This is a genomic window from Streptomyces sp. NPDC044921 (assembly GCF_056432865.1).
The window spans coordinates 473,502-492,047 of record NZ_JBWKIF010000001.1; the positions used below are offsets into that span (position 1 = coordinate 473,502).

An 18,546-nucleotide genomic window follows, 5' to 3' on the forward strand; every position below is an offset into this window, starting at 1 on the left:
CCCGCCGCGTCGGGCGCGGGTGCGTCGTGGCGGCCGGCGCCCGCGCGGCGGAGCCGCATGCCGGCGCCGCCCCGCGCCCCTGGTGCGGGGCGCTTGGCTAGAGGGACGCGATGACCCGGTCGGCCAGGATGTACACGTTCTCCTGGCCGCACTCGAACGTGAGGGTGTAGGCGCCGGAGACGCCCGAGCCGCCCAGCAGCGTCGGGGTCTCGCCCGCGCGCAGGGCCGCGGCCAGCCGCTCCGCCGTCTCGCGGTGGCCCGGGGTCATGCACAGGGTCGTGCCGTCGGCGAAGACGTACACGTCCAGCGTGCCCAGGGGGCCCGGGCGGACGTCCGTGAGCGCGACGCGGGAGGCGGCCAGCTCCTCCAGGGTGGCCACCGTGCGCTCGTGGTCGCCCACGACCGGCGAGGGGTTCGGCACGAAGTCCGGGTGGGAGGGGTGGCGGCGGCGGGCCGCGGCCAGCTCGGGGGACTCGGAGGGCGTCTCCCGCACGCTCGGCTCGTCGGTGTCCGCGCCGGGCTCGGTGACCGGCTCCAGGCCCGCGAAATCGGCCTGCCGGGGCAGGAACGGATCGGTGTCGGTCAGACCCAGCAGGGACGGCGCGTCGGAGGCGTCACGGGCTTCCTGGGCGGCCCAGAACGCCCGCGCCTCGGCGAGCTCGCGCTCCCGCTCCTCGGCCAGCGCCGCGGCAACGGCGGCCCGTATCTCGTCGGTGTCGGCGGTGGTACGGGCGGCGGGCAGCAGGGCGCGGGTGGTGGCGGCGCGGTTCTCGGCGAGCGCGGTGTGCAGGGCCGCGACCTGCCGGCGCAGCTGCAGAACGGTGCGCAGGACGGCGACGCCCACGGCGCCCGTGGCGGCCGTGGTGACCAGCAACGCGATCGGCATGGCGCTCACTGACGTACTCCCGGTTCAAAGTCGACCCCCGACTTCCTACCTCAGCTTGAAGGGCGGACTAACCAGCTGTCAGTGCGTAACGTCACGAAACGGACAGGGCTTCGGTTTCGGGGGAGGGGGTGGGGCTGCTGTGACCTGGGCTTCTGCCGGTGCAGAGGGAGATAGGTCACATCCTGGGGGAGATTGGATCACAAAACGGCCCGGTCCCCGGGAGTTTCCCGGGTTCCGGGCCACGACCTCACGGTCGGTGCTATGGCGGTTACGGTACGACGCTCAGGCGGTTACGGTACGGCGCTCAGCTGAGGCGCTCGATGACCATGGCCATGCCCTGGCCGCCGCCGACGCACATCGTCTCCAGACCGAACTGCTTGTCGTGGAACTGCAGCGAGTTGATGAGCGTGGTGGTGATGCGGGCGCCGGTCATGCCGAAGGGGTGGCCGACGGCGATGGCGCCGCCGTTGACGTTCAGCTTCTCCAGCGGGATGCCCAGGTCGCGGTAGGAGGGGATCACCTGGGCGGCGAACGCCTCGTTGATCTCCACCAGGTCGATGTCGTCGATGGTCAGCCCGGCCCGCCGCAGGGCCTGCCTGCTCGCCTCCACCGGGCCGAGGCCCATGATCTCGGGGGAGAGGCCGGAGACGCCGGTGGACACGATCCGGGCCAGCGGGGTGAGGCCGAGCTCGCGGGCCTTGGTGTCGGACATGATCACGAGCGCGGCGGCGCCGTCGTTCAGCGGGCAGCAGTTGCCGGCGGTGACCATGCCGTCGGGGCGGAAGACCGGCTTCAGGCCCTGCACGCCCTCCAGGGTGACGCCCGCGCGCGGGCCGTCGTCCTTGGTGACGACCGTGCCGTCGGGCAGGGTCACCGGGGTGATCTCGCGCTCCCAGAAGCCCTTCTTGATGGCCTCCTCGGCGAGGTTCTGCGAGCGGACGCCGAACTCGTCCATCTCCTGGCGGGTGACGCCCTTGGCGCGGGCCAGGTTCTCGGCGGTCTGGCCCATCGCGATGTACGGGTCGGGCAGCAGGCCGTCCTCGCGCGGGTCGTGCCAGGTGGAGCCCTCGGACTGGGCGGTCGCGGCGGTGCGGGCCTCGGCTTCGGCGAAGAGCGGGTTGTGGGTGCCCGGCATGTCGGAGCTGCCGTGGGCGAAGCGGGAGACCATCTCGACGCCCGCGGAGATGAAGACGTCGCCCTCGCCGGCCTTGATGGCGTGCAGGGCCATGCGGGAGGTCTGCAGGGAGGACGAGCAGTACCGGGTGACCGTGCAGCCCGGCAGGTGGTCCATCCCCATCTGCACCGCGATGATGCGCCCGAGGTTGTGGCCCTGCTCGCCGCCGGGCAGGCCGCAGCCGAGCATCAGGTCGTCGATGTCCTTCGGGTCCAGCTCGGGGACCTTGGCGAGGGCGGCCTGGACGATCGTGGCGGCGAGGTCGTCCGCGCGGAGGTCCTTGAGGGAGCCCTTGACGGCGCGGCCGATGGGGGAGCGGGCGGCTGAGACGATCACGGCTTCGGGCATCACGGCTCCATTGACGTACCGGGTGGTCGGGCAGGGCTGACTGGGAAGCTACCCGTACGTATGGGCTGGGTCACGGGTGTCGCGGTGTGACCCTGGCCGCAGTTTCCAAGCGCTTGCTTTGGTCGCGGGGCCCGTGTCTCAGACCGAGGGCGTCGCGGGCGCCGGTTCCTGCTCGGGCACCCGCCGGCGGCGCCGGCGCTTGAGCAGGGCCCACGGGCCGCGCGGGCCGGTCGGCAGGGCCGCCGCGACCTCCGTGCCGGCCTCCGAGGCGGCCTCGGCGGCCGCCCGCGCCACCGGCAGGAAGCCCTCGCGGCGGGAGGCGTCCGGACGCTCCTCCTCGGCCGGCCAGAGGCCCAGCGCGGCGCACACGGTCGGCAGGACCGCCATCGCCGCCGTCGCGTAGCCCTCGGCGGACGGGTGGTAGTTGTCCGGGCCGAACAGCTCCCGCGGGTTCGCGGCGAACTCGGGACCCAGCAGGTCGCCCAGGGACACCGTGCGGCCGCCCTGCTCGACCACGCCGATCGTCTGGGCGGCCGCCAGCTGGCGGGAGGCCCGTCTGGCCAGCCAGCGCAGCGGCTGGCGGACCGGCTCGATCGTGCCCAGGTCGGGACAGGTGCCCACGACGACCTCCGCGCCCGCCGTGCGCAGCCGCCGCACCGCCGAGGCCAGGCAGCGCACCGAGCGGGTCGGGGGCATGCGGTGGGTGACGTCGTTGGCGCCGATCATGATCACGCAGATGTCGGGCACCGGGCCGGGACCGGCCAGCACCAGGGCCACCTGGCGGTCCAGGTCGTCCGACCGGGCCCCCGGCAGCGCCACCGTGCGCAGCTCCACCGGGCGCTCCGCCAGCGCCGCGACGCCCGAGGCGAGCAGCGCGCCCGGCGTCTGCCCGGCGCGGTGCACGCCCTGGCCGGCGGCCGTGGAGTCACCCAGCATGGTCAGCCGCAGCGGCGGCAGCTCGGAGGAGACGGCGTAGGTGCGCCCGTACAGCCCGTCCGCGTTCGGCACGTGGCCCGAGGTGCCGTTGCCCACCCGGCGCCGGGCCAGCTGCACCTCCGCCAGCACCAGCCCCACGGTGGCCGCCCCGGCCAGACCGATCCCGCCGCCGCCGTACGCGGCGCCGGCCGCGATCCGCCGGGCCACCCTCGCCCTCGACATGTTCGACATGCGTCGCCGCCACCTCCTCGAACCCCTACACCCAGTGCTTGCCCCGTACAGGGCGTCGCCCAATCTCAACGGGGAGTGAACGACCGTCACGGGCGACGGCGAGGTCATAGGCTGGCGGCACCACTACGACCGAAACTTTTGCGGCATCCGGAGACAACGGTGCAATTTCACGACTCGATGATCAGTCTCGTCGGCAACACCCCGCTGGTGAGGCTCAACAGCGTGACCAAGGGCATCAGGGCGACCGTCCTGGCCAAGGTGGAGTACTTCAACCCCGGCGGCTCGGTGAAGGACCGCATCGCCCTGCGCATGATCGAGGCGGCGGAGGAGAGCGGCGCGCTCAAGCCCGGCGGCACGATCGTCGAGCCGACCAGCGGCAACACCGGCGTCGGGCTCGCCATCGTGGCCCAGCAGAAGGGGTACAAGTGCATCTTCGTGTGCCCCGACAAGGTGAGCACCGACAAGATCAACGTGCTGCGCGCCTACGGCGCCGAGGTCGTGGTGTGCCCCACCGCGGTGGACCCCGAGCACCCGGACTCGTACTACAACGTCTCCGACCGGCTGGTCCGTGAGACGCCGGGCGCCTGGAAGCCCGACCAGTACTCCAACCCCAACAACCCGCTCTCCCACTACCACTCCACCGGCCCCGAGCTGTGGGAGCAGACGGAGGGGAAGATCACCCACTTCGTCGCGGGCGTCGGCACCGGCGGCACCATCTCCGGCACCGGCCGCTATCTCAAGGAGGCCAGCGACGGCAGGGTCAAGGTCATCGGCGCCGACCCGGAGGGCTCCGTCTACTCCGGCGGCTCCGGCCGGCCGTACCTGGTCGAGGGCGTCGGTGAGGACTTCTGGCCCACCGCCTACGACCGCACCGTCGCGGACGAGATCGTCGCCGTGTCCGACAAGGACTCCTTCCAGATGACCCGCCGCCTCGCCAAGGAGGAGGGCCTGCTGGTCGGCGGCTCCTGCGGTATGGCCGTCGCGGCCGCGCTGGAGGTCGCCGCGCGGCTCGGCGAGGACGACGTCGTGGTGGTCCTGCTGCCGGACGGCGGCCGCGGCTACCTCAGCAAGATCTTCAACGACGAGTGGATGGCCGACTACGGCTTCCTGGAGGACGCCGGCCCGAGCGCCCGCGTCGGCGACGTCCTCGCCGACAAGGAGGGCGACCGCATGCCCTCCCTCGTCCACATGCACCCGGAGGAGACCGTCGGCCAGGCCATCGACGTGCTGCGCGAGTACGGCGTCTCGCAGATGCCGGTCGTCAAGCCGGGCGCCGGGCACCCCGACGTGATGGCCGCCGAGGTCGTCGGGTCCGTCGTCGAACGCGAGCTGCTGGACGCGCTGTTCAGCAAGAGCGCCTCGCTGGACGACCCGCTGGAGAAGCACATGTCCGCCCCGCTGCCGCAGGTCGGCTCCGGCGAGCCGGTCGCGGACCTGATGGCCGTGCTGGGCAAGGCGGACGCGGCGATCGTCCTGGTCGAGGGCAAGCCCACCGGAGTGGTCAGCCGGCAGGACCTGCTGTCGTTCCTCGCCCGCGGCGGGAAGTGACGGAGAACGCCGGATGAACGGCCCGCGTACCGGGTGAACCCGCGACGTCCGCGATCTCCGCGGACTTCGCGGAAGTGGTACGAGGGCGTCACGTTCGCGCAGCACCCGCTTAACACGGGGCCTGCACAGTGGTGGGTGTCGGCAGGGCGGGAGCGGCTCCCCGCCCCGGCCGGCGCCGTAGGCGTCACGGACCTCCGGAGCGGCTCCCGGACCTCCACCGACGCCACGGACGCGGGGGCCCGGCCCTGACCAGGTCCGCGTCCTTCGCGGGGACCGCCGTCGTCCCGCCCCCCGTTCACGGGGGTGCGGCGGTCCCCGCGCATCTCTCCCTCGCCCGGCCCGTACGGCTCGCCGCCCGGCTTCCCGGCAGTGCCGGGGGCTCCGGCCGTCTGCGAGCCCGGTTCCGGGCTGCGGGCCGCGGTCGTCCGTGCCGCGGATGGTTCGCGCTGTGGTCGCAGCTTCCGGCCGGATGGTCGGCCCGCAGGCTGCGGAAGTCCTCGCCGGGGCGGGTCAGTTCGCCGACAAGGGGTGTGTGAGCCCGGGTGGGAGGAGAGCCGGCGCGGCGGCTCTGGCCGCCGGGGCGTCCTCAGTCCTCCCAGCCGCCCTCGCGGGAGGACGCGCGGCGCCCGAACAGGCCCGGGTTGGTCCGGGCGGCCTGCACGACGTTGACGCCGACGATGCCCGCCCACGCGGCGAGCAGACCGGGCAGGTGGGCCACGCCCCCGCCGATCGCGGACAGCGGCACCGCGAGGACGAGGGAGACGATCCCGAAGCCGAAGCGCTCACCCCAGGAGTCCATCGCCCTCGGCGTCCGGGAGTCGCGGGCCGTCTGCATCTGCTGCTCGGCCAGCTGCCGGCGCACCCGGCGCTCGACCGTCCCGTCGATCCGCTGGTCGACCTTCTCCAGGAACGAGTCCACCAGCGCCGACTCGTACTCCTCGCCCAGTTCCCTGCGGGCGTGCAGCGTGGCGTCGAGTTCCTTCTTCAGCTCGGTGTCCCGCGCGTCCATTCCGCTCATGCCGTCCACGGTAGGGAGCCGGACCGGCGGCCGCACTGGGGGTAGCCCCCCTGTCGGACCGGTGGCTGCCGGTCCCGGCACCGCCCGGGGCCCCGGGGACGGTCGGCCGCCTCTGATCACCGGGCAGTCCGCCCACCGCGGCCCACGGGTGTGGCACAACCGCCGCCCCGGAGCTGCCGGAAAAGGTGTCCGATGAACGGATCTCGATGACCGGATAACGGTCCGGTCTCGCTCGCTGGCACTTTGCGAGATCACCGACCGTTATGTGACTTGCATCACTAAAGAGTGCGCAAAGCTCATGGTAGAACTGCGCAACTCCGCAGGTGACGCCATCCCTCGTCCCCGTGCGGAGCAGTCGGTACGCACCGGCACTCGGACCCAAGTGTGATCACCGTCCGAGTTGGTGGACCGCGTGCCCACAGTCGTCAATCGGACACCGTCGTTCGCTCAGCAACCGCTCATCAACCGGCGACACAGAGCCCCATGTCCCGGTTCCGCGCCATCGAGGTAGCCACGTGTCACTCGACTCCGTCACCCAGTCCGTCGACGATGCCGTCAGCGGATTCTTCGAGCCCATAGCCAAGTGGCTCGGGGAGGTCGTCTTCTACGCCGTGCCCGTCGGCGGCACCGACCTCCCCCTGATCGTCGCCTGGCTCGTAGTCGCCGGCCTGGTCTTCACCGGCTGGTTCGGGTTCGTGCAGATCCGCAAGTTCCGTCTCGCCGTGGACGTGGTCAGGGGCAGGTACGACGAGAAGGGGTCGGCGGGCGAGGTCAACCACTTCCAGGCGCTGACCGCCGCCGTCTCGGGCACGGTCGGTCTCGGCAACATCGCCGGTGTGGCCGTCGCGGTCTCCATCGGCGGCCCCGGCGCCACGTTCTGGATGATCCTGTGCGGCCTGCTCGGCATGGCCACCAAGTTCGTCGAGGTCACCCTCGGCGTGAAGTACCGCGAGGTGCACGCCGACGGCACCGTCTCCGGCGGCCCGATGCACTACCTGCCCAAGGGCCTGGCCGACCGCTTCGGCGCGGGCGGCAAGAAGCTCGGCAAGGTCCTCGCCGTCCTGGCCTCCTTCATGGTCCTGTTCTTCGGCCTGTTCGGCGGGAACCTCTTCCAGGTCAACCAGTCCTACGCCCAGCTGGTCTCCGTCACCGGCGGCGAGGACGGCCTGATGGGCTCCTCCGCCGGCGCGCTGTTCTTCGGCATCCTCGTCGCCGCGCTCGTCGGCATCGTGCTCCTCGGCGGCATCCGCTCCATCGCCAACGTCACCAGCCGCCTCGTGCCCGCCATGGCCGGCATCTACATCGCGGCCTGCCTGGTGGTCATCCTGGTCAACGTCACCGAGGTCCCGGCCGCCATCGGCACGATCATCGAGGGCGCCTTCAACCCGCAGGGCGTGGCCGGCGGTGTGCTCGGCGCGCTGATCATCGGCTTCAAGCGGGCCGCGTTCTCCAACGAGGCGGGTCTGGGCTCCGCCCCGATCGCCCACTCCGCGGTGAAGACCAAGCACCCCGCCAGCGAAGGCCTGGTCGCCCTGCTGGAGCCGTTCATCGACACCGTCGTCATCTGCACGATGACCGCTCTGACCATCGTCATCGCCAACCCGGCCAGCTGGGCCGAGGCCCGGGAGGGCAAGGACATCGGTGGCGTCACCATCACCTCCGACGCCTTCGAGACCGTCCTGCCCTGGTTCCCGTACATCCTCACGGTCGCGGTGCTGCTGTTCGCCCTGTCCACCGTGCTCACCTGGGGCTACTACGGCCTCAAGGCGTGGTCCCACCTCTTCGGCCGCAGCAGGGCCAGCGAGCTGACGTACAAGGTCGTCTACACGCTGTTCGCGATCACGGGCTCGCTGCTGACGCTGCAGACCCTGATCGACATGGCCGACGCGGTGCTGTTCATGCTCGCGGTCATCAACATCATCGGTCTCTACCTGCTGGCGCCGGTGGTCAAGCGCGAGCTGGACTCCTTCCTGGAGTTCGTCCGCGCCCGCAAGGCCGGTGAGACCGGCGGCGACGACGAGGACCAGGAGTCGGTGAAGACCACCGTCTGATCCGTCCCCCCGGCGGCCCGGCTCCTGAACGGGCCCGTGCACACCTCGCGCCTTGGTGAGCACGGGCCCGTTCCCCTGCCGGAGCCCAGCCCCCTGGAGGCGGGCTCCCGTCCGCGCGGTCAGAGTTCGCTGTCGGGCCAGCCGAGCAGCCGGGCGCCGATGACGGCGGTCTGCAGGCCGTAGCGGTGGAGGGGGTCGGCCGGGTTGGTGCCGGTGAGCTTGTGGATGCGCTCCAGACGGTAGGTCAGGGCCCGCACGCTCAGCCGCAGACGGCGTGCCGCCTCGGCGGCGACGCAGCCGGAGTCGAAGTACGCGGTGAGGGTGTCGAGCAGGGGCTGGGCGCCGCCGCGCGCCGCCTGGAGCGGGCCGAGGACGCTGCGCACGAGCTCGGCCATGGCCTGCCGGTCCCGCGTGAGGACCGGGTAGACCAGCAGGTCGGCCGAGCGCAGCACGGGCTCGTCCAGGTCCAGGCGGCCCGCCAGGTCGAGGGCGTTGAGGGCTTCCTCGTACGAGTGGACGACCCCGCCCGCTCCCGGGTGGGCACGGCCGATGGCGACCCGGCCGCCGTCGGTCGCCGCGTGCGCCTGCTTCGCGAAGTAGGTCAGGACGTCGTCCTGGTCGCCGGGCGCGACGCAGATCAGCCGGCCGTCCTTGGTGGTGAGCAGGATGCGGCGTTCGCCGAAGCGGGCGATCAGCGCGCTGTCGACGTGCCGGGTCGCCGGATGGGTGTCGTCCACCGGCACGTCGCCCTGCGCCACGGCGACCGCGTGGGCACGGGAGAGGAGCAGGCCGAAGCGCTCGGCGCGTTCGGCCAGGCGGCCCAGGTCGCTGCGGCCGTAGAGGAGGTCGTCGATGAACTCCCGCCGGGCGGCCTCCTCCTTCCGAACGGCCAGTTTCTGGGCTCGCTCGTGTCCCTCGGCGAAGGCGTCCACCGCCTGTTCGACGGCGGCGAGCACGTGGTCGACACCGGCGGGGGAGAGCGTGGGTGACAGGTCGCGGGCCGCGGACAGGTGCCGGCGGACCAGCGCACGCAGTCCCAGGCCCGCTTCCGCGGCCCGCTCCCCCCGGGCCCTGAGCGACTCCAGCTCCTCCCGCGTCAGACGGCGGCCGGTGGCGCAGACGTCGGCCAGGATCCGGCCGTACCCCTCCAGGTACTCCTCGGGTACCGCTGACCGTGCCACGCGTCCTCCTGATTCCCATGGTCGGCCGGTGCTTCCACGGCGCACGACGGACCAGACTGGCAGATCCGCGCTCGGGTCCGTTCCGCGGCTCAGGGCGTGCCGCCCGCACACTCCGGCCGCCGGTGTCCCACCAGGGCGGCGAAGCGGTCACGCTGTCGCCGGTCGCCGAGGTCCACCTTCTCGTAGGGGTGGCGAGGCCACAGCGGGCGACCGTCGATCCAGGGCACGACAGTGGCGGCGTTGTCGATCCGGCCGTGCAGCTCCACGGTTCCCGACGGCGACGGCAGGCCCTCCCACGGGCGTTCCGGAACGCCGGGCGGATTCACCTCGACGCAGGCCTCCGGCAGGTCCCCGGGTCCGCCGGCGAGGGGGAACAGCACGAGGACCAGCCCGTCGTCGCGGCCCGGCAGCACGACATAGCGTTTGCGGACGGACACGGGCGCTCGGGCGGCGCGGTGCAAAGCCCTCGCCACCGGCACCGAGCGGAGCGCCCGCCTGCCGAACCGCAACGCGTTGAACACCGACAGCGCCGCGGCGAACAGAGGGAGCGAGAAGCTGTCGAGCTCCCCTCCCCACAGCCACCACGTCAGCAGCACCCCGACGGCGAACGCCGCACTGACCGCGGCGGGCCGCACCTGCGAGATCTCCAGCAGCACACGCACCCGCCACCAGGGCACGGTACGAGCGTCGGGTCCCTGACGGCCGGTGGACTCCCCGGTGCCGGGGAGGCACAGGCGGTGGGCGGCCCGGGCCAGCACCGCGTAGGTCGGATCCGGGTCCGGCTGCCCAGGGGGCGGGCCGGCCGACGGCTGCGGGGGCACGGGCCCGCTCAGCAGCCCGCGCCGCAGGGCCGCCTCCGCGTCGCGGCGGCGCAGGCGTCCGGACGGGGTGGGTCGTACCCACAGCAGGTGCTCACCGCCCGGCGGCGCGATGACCCCTCCGACGGCGGGGTCCCCGGCCCACCACAGAACGCCCCCCGGCCCGGGGTCGGCCAGGTGGTAGCGCGGCGCCATGGTCCGCACCGACAGCGGGATCAGCGCGTCCGTCGCCGGATGGCGCAGGACGACGCGTGGCGGCCGCTGGCCCGCCGCGGGGATCGCGACCGCGCTGCACGCCTTCCACGCGTGCCTCGCCACCGCCCGGCGCATACGGCGTGAGGTGACGAGCGCCGCCGCTCCGACGACGGTGGCGGCCGGACCGCACACGACACAGAACCCGGCGAGTGCCCGGAGCCATCCGGTGCCGGTCGCGTCTGCGCCCGGTGCGAAGGCCAGCCCGACGAGTGTGGCCACGGCGCCGAGGGCGGCCCAGCGTCCGGCCCGCCGACGGTGGCCGGCGACCGCCCGCGCGGTCGCCGGAAGCGCGAGCGCCGTCGCCTCGTGCGTACCGGGGTGTGTCTCGGACATGTGGGCCCCCCGTTTCGTCGTGTGTGTTCCGGCCTGAGCCGACGGTGTCCGGCCGTGGGGCACCACGGGCCGAGGGGCCCGGCGGCTCGGTGCCGCCGGGCCCCTCGACCGGTTCTGTCCGCCTCAGCCGGTTCCGTCCGCCTCAGCCGATCTGGATCTTCCCGTTCGCGTCGGCGGCCGGCGCCGTCGCGGGCTGCGTCTCGCCGCGGCCCTGAGTGATGCCCTTCAGCAACTCGGCAAGGTCGACTCCGGTGGTGGAGCTGAGGAGTTCGACGCCCTGGGCGACGTTGTCGGCGACGGTGCGGGAGAGCCGGCTCGCGCCGTCGGTGGAGATGACGGTCATCTTGTCCACGGCGCTCAGCGGCTCGGACGCCTTGGCCACCACCTGCGGCAGCACCTCGACGAGCATCTGCAGCACGGCCGCGTCGCCGTACTGCGCGAAGGCGTCGGCCTTCTTCTGCATCGCCTCGGCCTCGGCCGCGCCCTTGGCGCCGATCGCCGCCGCTTCGGCCTCGCCCTCCAGCCGGACCGCTTCCGCGATGGCCGCGCGCCGGGCCTTCTCGGCCTCGCCCTGCTTGAGCCCTTCGATGGCCTGGGCGTCGGCGAGCGCGCTGCGGCGCTGCTTCTCGCCCTCACCGGTCAGCCGGGACCGCTCGGCCTCCGCCTGCGCCGCGGCGATTCCGGCCAGCCGCTCCGCCTCGGCCTGCTTGACCCGCGCCACCCGCTTGGCCTCGGCCTCCTGTTCGGCGGCGTAGCGCTGGGCGTCGGCGGGCTTGCGGACCTGCGTGTCGAGCTGGCGGTCGGTCAGCGCGGCCTGCCGCTCGGCGACCTTCTCCTGCTGGGTGAGGATCTCCTGCTGCCGGGCCGCCTCGGCGAGCGGTCCGGCGGCGGCCGCGCGGGCGGCGGCCTCGTCGGTCTCGGCCTTGATCTCGGCCTGCTTGAGGGAGAAGGTCCGCTGGGCGACCGCGATCTCCTCCTCGGCCTTCAGCCGGGCCTGTTCGGCGGCGCGCCGGGCGACCGCCTCGGCGATGTCGGCCTCCTGCTTGGCGCGGGCGGCCTCGGGCCGGCCGAGGTCCTCCAGGTAGGAGCCCTCGGTGGTGATGTCCTGGATCTGGAAGGCGTCCAGCACCAGGCCCTGCCCGGAGAGGCTGGCCTCGGCCTCCTCGGCGACCTGGCCGGCGAAGGCGGCCCGGTCGCGGATGATGTCCTCCACCGACATGCGGCCGACGATCGCGCGCAGGGCGCCGGAGAGCACCTCCTGGGTGAAGCCGACGATGCCGTCCTGCTGCATCAGGAAGCGCTGTGCGGCGGCCCGGATGGCGTCCTCGCTGCCGCCGACCTTGACGATGGCGACGCCCTCCAGGTTGGCCTTGACCCCGCGCAGCGTGACCGCGCCGCGCACGGCGACGGGGATGTGGCGGGAGGACAGGTCGAGGGTGAACTTCTGCTGCACGAACGGCACGACGAAGACCCCGCCGCCGACCACGACCTTCTGGCCGCTGTTGTCGGTGAAGACCCGGCCGGTCTCCGGGTCGGTGGACTTCTTGCCGCGCCGCCCGGTGACGATGAACGCCTCACTCGGGCCGGCGACCTTGTACCGGCTGACCACGACCAGCGCGATCAGGACCAGGAGTACGACGACTCCCGCGACCGCGATGACGACAGAACTCATGGTGGTGTCCCCTCAGCCCTCCCTGCGGACGGCGATCGGTACGTGTGTGTGGAAGCCGGCGGTGCGAAGCCCCGCGGGCCGGTGGCGCGACAGCGTGGTCAGGACTCGACCGGACGGACGGACACGGCCGACTGCGACAGCGTCTGCTCGACCCAGACCTCGGCTCCGCGCGCCACGGCGACCGGGCTCCTGGCCGACAGCTTCACCGGCTGGCCGGCCCGGTGCACCAGCACCTCGCCGTAGCCGCCCGCGGGGATCGCGGTCACCACCGAGCCGGACGTGCCGATCAGGTCCTCGTCGCGCGGTGCGGCCCCGGAGGTGTCACGCAGCAGCGCCCGGCTCAGGCGGTAGGCGATCCAGCCGGTGAGGGCACCGGCCGGCACCCCGACCAGCACGGCCCCGGCCACACCCCAGCCGGTGGTCCCCAGGACGATCGCCCCGGAGAAGCCGAGCATGGACACGAACCCCGCGATCACGGGCAGCGACAGCAGCCCGTCGACGACGCCGTCCAGCGCCGAGACCCCGTCGAGCAGTCCCTCGACCACGCCGTCGAGGACGAACGACAGGGCAAGGAGGACGACCCCCGCAATGCCGAGCCCCAGAAACCAGGCCACTCGCGCACACCGCCTCTCCTTGCCCTTCCCCGTTGTGAGCAGCATCGTCACACGCGGGCCTGGAAGGCGGCATTGCCTGGTTCCGGCAATCTTTACGCGGTTTTAATGCCGTGCTCCGAACATCCGTGTGGTCAACGCCCCCGGGATCCGCCGACGCCCGGTGACGCGCCGTCAGAAGCCCTGTACGGTTCCCGCGTTGGGCCGGGACGCCGGGCCGGCGATCTTCATGTCAGGAGGCGGGGCAGCCCGCGCCACGTCACCCGCTCGACCCGGAGGAGCCGTCGGCGTGATCACATTCCCTCAGCCCGCACGCGGTGTGCCGGGCGCGGAGCGCATGATCGTGTGCGGTGACGACGCCCTGGCCGAACGACTGGCCGCCGAGCTGGCCACCGTGTACCGCGAGCAGGTCACCCTCGTCGTACCGCCCTCACGACGGCCCGGGACCGGCCGCACGCGCGCCGCTGCCCTGCTCGGCCGGGTTCAGGCCGCGATGCACCGCGCCGCGGACCCGACCGGTTCCGGCGGCACGGCCACGGCCCACGTCATCGAGGCCGCCGAACTCGACGAGGCCGCCCTGGCGGAGGCGGGTGCGCGCACGGCCGCCGCGATGGCGCTGGTCCACGAGGACGACGAGACCAACATCCGCGCCGCGCTGGCCGCCCGCCGCCTCAACCCCCGGCTGCGCCTGGTCATCCGGCTCTACAACCGCAAGCTCGGCCAGCACCTGGAGGAACTCCTCGACCAGGCGGCCGCCCTCGCCGTCCCGGGTTTCGACCCCGAGGCGCTGGACACCTCCACGACGGTCCTGTCGGACGCCGACACCGCGGCCCCCGCGCTCGCGGCCACCGCCGTCGCGGGCACCAGCAAGGTCGTCCAGGCCGACGGACTGCTGCTGCGCGCGGTGGAGCGAACCCCGCCCGGCCACGGCCGGATCGCCGATCCCGGCCTGTGCACCCTGGCCCTGCTGTCGTCGACCACCAACGATCCGGCCGGGGCGGAGGGTTCGGACAGCAGCGGCCGGGAGGCTCCCGTCCTGCTGCCCGACGACGACACGGTCGCCTCCGCCACCGGGCGCGGCACGGTCGTCCTCGAAACCGTCACCCACGTTGCCTCCGGCTCCGCGGCGCGCCGGCTGGCGGGGCGCGGCCTGCCGCTGGGCTCCCTCTTCTCGCGCCGGCTGCGCTGGTCCCTGGCCGGGCTCGTCACCAGCGTCGCCGGCGTGGCCGTGGCGACGTGGCTGACCGCCGGCGATCACGCCGGCCCGGCCGGCCTGCTGCACGCCTCCTACCTCACGCTGCTCGACCTCTTCGCGATCGGCGACCCGGCGCTGGAGGAACCTCCGGCACGCCAGGTCCTCCAGCTCCTCGCCGGTCTGGCCGGACTGCTGCTGATGCCGGTGCTGCTGGCGGCCGGCCTGGAGGCGCTCGGCACCTTCCGCACCGCCTCCGCACTGCGCCGGCCGCCGCGCGGACTGTCCGGCCACGTCGTCCTGCTCGGCCTCGGCAAGGTCGGCACGCGGGTGCTGGCCCGGCTCCGGGAACTCGGCATCCCCGTGGTGTGTGTGGAGGAGGACCCCGAAGCGCGCGGCATCCCGCTCGCCCGCCGCCTGCGCGTGCCCACCGTTGTCGGGGACGCCACCCAGGAAGGCGTGCTCGAAGCGGCCAAGATCCACCGCGCGCACTCGCTGCTCGCCCTGACCAGCAGCGACACGACGAACCTGGAAGCCGCCCTGTACGCACGTTCCGTCAAACCGGACCTGCGGGCGGCGCTGCGGCTGTACGACGACGACTTCGCCACCGTCGTCCACCGCACCCTGCGCACCGCCCACCCGCGGGCCCTCACCCGCAGCCGCAGCGTCTCCAGCCTCGCGGCGCCCGCCTTCGCCGGCGCCATGATGGGCCGGCGGGTCCTGGGCGCCATACCGGTCGAACGCCGCGTGCTGCTCTTCGCCGCCCTCGACGTCGCCGGGCACCCGCACCTGGAGGGGCGCACCATCGCCGAGTCCTTCCGCCCCGGGGCCTGGCGGGTCCTGGCACTCGACACGGCGGAGCCGGGGGAGCGCCTGCCCGACCTCGCCGCCACACCGGCCCACGACGGCGTACACCGCACCGGCGGACTGGTGTGGGAGCTCCACCCGGGCTACGTCCTGCGCCCCGAGGACCGTGTGGTCCTCGCCGCCTCCCGCCAGGGCCTGGCGGAACTCCTCGGCAGGCGCCCGCGGCTCGGGGCGCGGACCACCGACGCGCGGCGCGTCCGTCCCGTGCGGGAATGACGTCGGCCGCCTGCCCGCATGCAGCGGCGGCGAGCACCCGCCTCCGCTTGCCGGTCTGCATATGCTCATGCAGAATCCTCAGCTACTGAATAGGCGAGGGGGAGCACGCCATGAGCGCGACCGACAGCCCTGCCGCGCGGCTGCAGGCGCTCTTCGAGGGCCACCGGCTGACGCCGACCCAGCGGCGCATCGCGCACAGCATGGTGCGCCGCGCCGCCGACGTGCCGTTCCTGTCGAGCGTGGAACTCGCCGAGCTGGCCGGCGTCAGCCAGCCCTCCGTGACCCGCTTCGCCGTCGCCCTCGGCTTCGACGGCTATCCCGCCCTGCGCCGCCACCTGCGCGAGGTCGCCCCCGCGGAACCCGCGGGGGAGGCCGGGACGGCCAACGAGTACCAGCAGGCCGTCGAGGCCGAGATCGAGAACCTGCGGCACCTGGCGGAGGCGCTGGCCGACCCCGGGCCCGTGCGGCGGGCCGGGCGTCTGCTCGCGGCCTCCCGCCCGCTGCCCGTCCTGGGCTTGCGGGCGGCGGCCGCCCAGGCCCACGGCTTCGCCTACTTCGCCGCCAAGGTCCACCCCGACGTGCGGCTCCTCAACGAGGGCGGCACGATGCTCGCCGACCGCATCGACGCCGCCGCCCACGCCGGTGCCTCCGCACTGCTGTGCTTCGCGCTGCCCCGGCACCCCCGTGAGGTCGTCGACGCCCTCGCCCACGCCAAGGAGACCGGCCTGACCGTCGTCACGGTCGCCGACTCCGCCTTCGCCCCCGTCGCCAAGGTGTCCGACCTGCTCCTCCCCGCCGCCGTCGGCACCGGCCTGGTCTTCGACACGGCCTGCGCCCCGATGCTGCTCGGCCGCGTCCTGCTGGAGGCCATGTGCGACGGCCTGCCCGACGCCCAGGCCCGCCTGGAGGAGTTCGACGCCAAGGCGGCGGCCCGCGGCCTGTTCGTCGACTGACGGCACCCGCTCCCGCTTCTCATCCTCGTCTCACGTTGCGTCGCTAACCTGCGTCTCCTACAACACTCTTCAGACACTTCGGGTACCGGACGGAGGCTGATGCGTCATGCGCGGAGGACATGGACTGGCCCGGGTGGCCGTCGTCGTACGGGCGGGTGCCGCCCCGCTGTGGTGGCTGGGGGTACTGGCGGCCGGCATCGGCCTGCTGCCCGAGGGGCTCACCGGCCGCCGTATCGGGGTGCTGGCGGGAGCGGCCCTCTTCCTCCTGGCCGCGGCCGTGGTGTCCACCGCCCGCCGCAAGCGCTACACGGCCCTGGCCGCGTCGGCCGCCCGGGCCGGCAAGCACGACGTGCTCCAGGACCGCGCGGTCACGGCCCGCAACTGGCGCCGCGCGCACCGCTGGTGGCTCCTCCTGGCGTTCCTGGCCGCCCTGGGCACCTCCTTGGCGCTGCCGGCCGCGGGCGGCATGCTGCTGGCCGGCTGCGGAGCGGGCCTGTGGCTGAAGGCGGCCTGGCTGGGCCGCCGCGAGCGCGCGGACGAGGCGTTGCTGTGGGTCCGCGTGGACTGGCTGCGCGCGGGCGCGGCCCGCCCGACGGGCAAGCGGGTCAAGGCGTTCCGCAGCACGGGCATCGCGGCGGGCGACGCGGCCCCCGGCGGAACGCGCAGGAAGACGGCGGTCCCCGGCGGAACGCGCAGGAAGACACCGGCCCTCGTCTGACCGACGGCGAGGACACGCCCCCTCGGGGGCGCGGGGAACTGCGCGATCAGCCCCCACGCCCCCGCGGCCGCCCCACCACGGCACTCCCGCGGCGCTCAGGCCAACGCGTCCACCTGGGCCCCGCCGGACTCCGCGACGACCTCCTGTACGGTCTGCGCCTCCCGCACCACCGCGAACCGCCCCCCGGGCCAGAACCCGTACACTCCGGGCCGCACCAGCGAGTTGTACCCGTAGTGGTGCGCGAAGTAGTACGCCCCCGTGTCCAGCGCCGCCGCGTAGTCCCCCTGTTCCAGCAGCGGCATGGACCGCCCCTGCGCCAGCAGGTCCCCCGCGAAACAGGCCGGCCCCGCGACGTCCTGCACCACGACCGGCCCCTCCTTCGCCCGGCCCTTCGCGTCGTACGCCGCGATCCGCAGCGGCCAGCTGCCCGGCGCGTACACCGTCCGGGCCGCCACCTGCACCCCGGCGTGCGTCACCGCCACCGCCCGCCCGCCGGAGGTCTTCGCGTACTCGACCCGGGCCACCACCGTCCCGTGCTTCGCCAGCAGGGACCGCCCGAACTCGGTGACCAGCCCGTACCGCCCGTCGAACAGCCCCGGCACCTCCCCGGCCAGCGTCCGCGCGTACTGCGCGTACGTCGGTGTCGTCGCGTCCGACGCGAAGTTCACCGGCAGCCCGCCGCCGATGTCGAGCGTGTCGACCTGCCGCCGCCCGGCCCTGCGGTTGATCTCCTCCGCCAGCGCGTACGCCTCCGCCACGCCCCGGGCCATCAGGGACAGCGGGACCCCCTGGGAGCCGGTGTGCGTGTGCAGCCGGGTCAGCCACGGCCGGTCCACAAACGCCCGGACGACCCATTCCCGCGCCCCCTCGTCCCGCAGCGCCACCCCGAACTTGGAGGTGGCCGTCGCCGTGGACAGCGCCTCGATGGCACCCCCGCCGACCTGCGGGTTCACCCGGATCCCGAGCGGGGAGCGGCCGGGCCGCGTGCGCACCAGCCGGTCGATGCGGGCCAGCTCCTGCGGGTTGTCCGCGTTGACCGCGACGCCCAGGTCCAGCGCCTCGCGCAGTTCGGCCGGTGTCTTGGCGGGCGAGTCGAGCACCGTCATCTCCGCCGGCACTCCCGCCGCCCGGGCCAGCGCCAGCTCGCCCGGGCTCGCCACCTCCGCGCCGACACCCTCGTCCCGCAGCAGCCGCAGCACCGGCACCAGCGGGGTCGCCTTCACCGCGAAGGCGTGCAGCACGGGCGTGCCCGGCGCGGTCACCGCCTCGAACGCCGCCCGCAGCTGCGCGGCCGACTCCCGGATGCCGGTCACGTCCAGCAGCCCCACCAGGGGCCGGTCCGGCCCCAGCAGCCCCTGCTCGATCGCGGCCCGCACCGCCTCGTCCCGCCGGGCCGCCCGCCCGGCCCCGGAGCCGCCCGCCTCGTCCGCTTCCCTGTGTGCACCCATGCGTCCAGCCAAACATCCACGCCACGGCGGCGCCGACCTCCCGAGGTATTGACTAGGTCTATTCATGAGTCCAGGATGTGAATAGGAGCA

The 18,546-nt window shown here is 73.7% G+C and carries 14 protein-coding genes; 5 read left to right on the forward strand and 9 right to left on the reverse strand.

All coding sequences use genetic code 11. From position 1 onward, the window contains the following. Positions 1-97: 97 nt before the first annotated feature. The 3 genes from AC07DA_RS02270 to AC07DA_RS02280 form a co-directional block, all read right to left on the reverse strand. Positions 98-895 carry a hypothetical protein gene (locus AC07DA_RS02270; protein ID WP_479123724.1) on the reverse strand — a complete coding sequence of 266 codons (798 nt, stop codon included), beginning with the start codon at positions 893-895 and terminating at the stop codon, positions 98-100. 295 nt (positions 896-1,190) lie between these two features. Next, a complete protein-coding gene (locus AC07DA_RS02275; protein WP_479123726.1) occupies positions 1,191-2,408 on the reverse strand; it encodes an acetyl-CoA C-acetyltransferase in 1,218 nt (405 codons plus the stop codon). Positions 2,409-2,546: 138 nt separating this feature from the next. Beyond that, complete coding sequence (locus AC07DA_RS02280) at positions 2,547-3,575, reverse strand: SGNH/GDSL hydrolase family protein (protein ID WP_479123728.1); 1,029 nt, start codon at positions 3,573-3,575, stop codon at positions 2,547-2,549. 159 nt (positions 3,576-3,734) lie between these two features. On the opposite strand from AC07DA_RS02280, the gene AC07DA_RS02285 reads away from it, so the two are divergent. Next, complete coding sequence (locus tag AC07DA_RS02285) at positions 3,735-5,123, forward strand: cystathionine beta-synthase (protein ID WP_479123729.1); 1,389 nt, start codon at positions 3,735-3,737, stop codon at positions 5,121-5,123. Between the two features lie 586 nt (positions 5,124-5,709). Here AC07DA_RS02285 and AC07DA_RS02290 read toward each other — a convergent pair. Beyond that, positions 5,710-6,132 (reverse strand): hypothetical protein, encoded by a 423-nt coding sequence (locus AC07DA_RS02290; RefSeq protein WP_479123879.1) that lies wholly within the window; start codon positions 6,130-6,132, stop codon positions 5,710-5,712. Positions 6,133-6,656: 524 nt separating this feature from the next. Between AC07DA_RS02290 and AC07DA_RS02295 the strand changes: the two genes are divergently transcribed. Beyond that, positions 6,657-8,192, forward strand: a complete 1,536-nt coding sequence (locus AC07DA_RS02295) for an alanine/glycine:cation symporter family protein (protein WP_479123731.1) — start codon at positions 6,657-6,659, stop codon at positions 8,190-8,192. A 119-nt stretch (positions 8,193-8,311) separates the two neighbouring features. Here the strand turns inward: AC07DA_RS02295 and AC07DA_RS02300 are convergent, their stop codons facing one another. The 4 genes from AC07DA_RS02300 to AC07DA_RS02315 all read right to left on the reverse strand — a co-directional run bounded on the left by AC07DA_RS02300 (position 8,312) and on the right by AC07DA_RS02315 (position 13,065). After that, the gene (locus AC07DA_RS02300; RefSeq protein WP_479123733.1) at positions 8,312-9,373 is read right to left on the reverse strand and encodes a PucR family transcriptional regulator; all 1,062 of its coding nucleotides are present in this window, start codon (positions 9,371-9,373) and stop codon (positions 8,312-8,314) included. A gap of 89 nt (positions 9,374-9,462) precedes the next feature. Continuing rightward, positions 9,463-10,779 (reverse strand): hypothetical protein, encoded by a 1,317-nt coding sequence (locus tag AC07DA_RS02305; protein WP_479123735.1) that lies wholly within the window; start codon positions 10,777-10,779, stop codon positions 9,463-9,465. 142 nt (positions 10,780-10,921) lie between these two features. Next, a complete protein-coding gene (locus AC07DA_RS02310; protein WP_479123737.1) occupies positions 10,922-12,451 on the reverse strand; it encodes a flotillin family protein in 1,530 nt (509 codons plus the stop codon). A gap of 98 nt (positions 12,452-12,549) precedes the next feature. Beyond that, positions 12,550-13,065: a hypothetical protein gene (locus AC07DA_RS02315; protein WP_479123739.1), complete on the reverse strand. Its 516-nt coding sequence runs from the start codon at positions 13,063-13,065 to the stop codon at positions 12,550-12,552. A 334-nt stretch (positions 13,066-13,399) separates the two neighbouring features. Between AC07DA_RS02315 and AC07DA_RS02320 the strand changes: the two genes are divergently transcribed. The 3 genes from AC07DA_RS02320 to AC07DA_RS02330 all read left to right on the forward strand — a co-directional run bounded on the left by AC07DA_RS02320 (position 13,400) and on the right by AC07DA_RS02330 (position 17,008). Beyond that, positions 13,400-15,337 (forward strand): potassium channel family protein, encoded by a 1,938-nt coding sequence (locus AC07DA_RS02320; RefSeq protein WP_479123881.1) that lies wholly within the window; start codon positions 13,400-13,402, stop codon positions 15,335-15,337. A gap of 110 nt (positions 15,338-15,447) precedes the next feature. Then, the gene (locus tag AC07DA_RS02325; RefSeq protein WP_479123741.1) at positions 15,448-16,290 is read left to right on the forward strand and encodes a MurR/RpiR family transcriptional regulator; all 843 of its coding nucleotides are present in this window, start codon (positions 15,448-15,450) and stop codon (positions 16,288-16,290) included. A gap of 106 nt (positions 16,291-16,396) precedes the next feature. Beyond that, positions 16,397-17,008: a hypothetical protein gene (locus tag AC07DA_RS02330; RefSeq protein ID WP_479123743.1), complete on the forward strand. Its 612-nt coding sequence runs from the start codon at positions 16,397-16,399 to the stop codon at positions 17,006-17,008. 95 nt (positions 17,009-17,103) lie between these two features. Here the strand turns inward: AC07DA_RS02330 and AC07DA_RS02335 are convergent, their stop codons facing one another. Further along, positions 17,104-18,456: a type III PLP-dependent enzyme domain-containing protein gene (locus AC07DA_RS02335; protein ID WP_479123745.1), complete on the reverse strand. Its 1,353-nt coding sequence runs from the start codon at positions 18,454-18,456 to the stop codon at positions 17,104-17,106. Positions 18,457-18,546 lie beyond the last annotated feature (90 nt).

Bases quoted from the DNA above. Each gene is read 5' to 3' on its own strand.
- AC07DA_RS02310 (WP_479123737.1), bottom strand. From the start codon at position 12,451: ATGAGTTCTGTCGTCATCGCGGTCGCGGGAGTCGTCGTACTCCTGGTC.
- AC07DA_RS02325 (WP_479123741.1), top strand. From the start codon at position 15,448: ATGAGCGCGACCGACAGCCCTGCCGCGCGGCTGCAGGCGCTCTTCGAG.
- AC07DA_RS02280 (WP_479123728.1), bottom strand. From the start codon at position 3,575: ATGTCGAACATGTCGAGGGCGAGGGTGGCCCGGCGGATCGCGGCCGGC.
- AC07DA_RS02275 (WP_479123726.1), bottom strand. From the start codon at position 2,408: ATGCCCGAAGCCGTGATCGTCTCAGCCGCCCGCTCCCCCATCGGCCGC.
- AC07DA_RS02305 (WP_479123735.1), bottom strand. From the start codon at position 10,779: ATGTCCGAGACACACCCCGGTACGCACGAGGCGACGGCGCTCGCGCTT.
- AC07DA_RS02290 (WP_479123879.1), bottom strand. From the start codon at position 6,132: ATGGACGCGCGGGACACCGAGCTGAAGAAGGAACTCGACGCCACGCTG.
- AC07DA_RS02320 (WP_479123881.1), top strand. From the start codon at position 13,400: ATGATCGTGTGCGGTGACGACGCCCTGGCCGAACGACTGGCCGCCGAG.
- AC07DA_RS02330 (WP_479123743.1), top strand. From the start codon at position 16,397: ATGCGCGGAGGACATGGACTGGCCCGGGTGGCCGTCGTCGTACGGGCG.
- AC07DA_RS02335 (WP_479123745.1), bottom strand. From the start codon at position 18,456: ATGGGTGCACACAGGGAAGCGGACGAGGCGGGCGGCTCCGGGGCCGGG.